Origin of the sequence: Halomonas sp. SIMBA_159 (assembly GCF_046536035.1) — a bacterium.
In the GTDB taxonomy this organism is placed as follows: Bacteria; Pseudomonadota; Gammaproteobacteria; order Pseudomonadales; family Halomonadaceae; genus Vreelandella; species Vreelandella venusta_A.
Map to the genome: position 1 here is coordinate 1 of NZ_JAWJBT010000247.1, position 323 is coordinate 323.

The window sequence follows — 323 nt, forward strand, 5'->3', positions numbered from 1 at the left end:
CGTGCAAGCTGCGGCCGGATGTCTGGACATGGTATTTCAGTTTCTGGCTGCGTTCATTCGCGCCGTATTTATCGCGCATGACGATTGCCCAGATTCGGCGTGCCACGCGCCCGATGACCGTGTATTCCGGATCCAAACCGTTCGAGAAGAAGAACGACAAGTTCGGTGCGAAATCATCGATGTTCATGCCGCGGCTCAAATAATACTCGACGTACGTGAAGCCGTTCGACAAAGTGAACGCCAATTGTGAAATCGGGTTCGCGCCCGCTTCCGCGATATGGTAGCCGGAAATCGATACCGAATAGTAATTGCGCACTTTATGG

1 protein-coding gene is annotated in these 323 nt (G+C 52.9%); it reads right to left on the reverse strand.

The window, feature by feature from the left end; all coding sequences use genetic code 11:
- The coding region (locus R0J87_RS19170; RefSeq protein WP_498888227.1) for a methylmalonyl-CoA mutase family protein at positions 1-323 on the reverse strand (323 nt) is incomplete at both ends.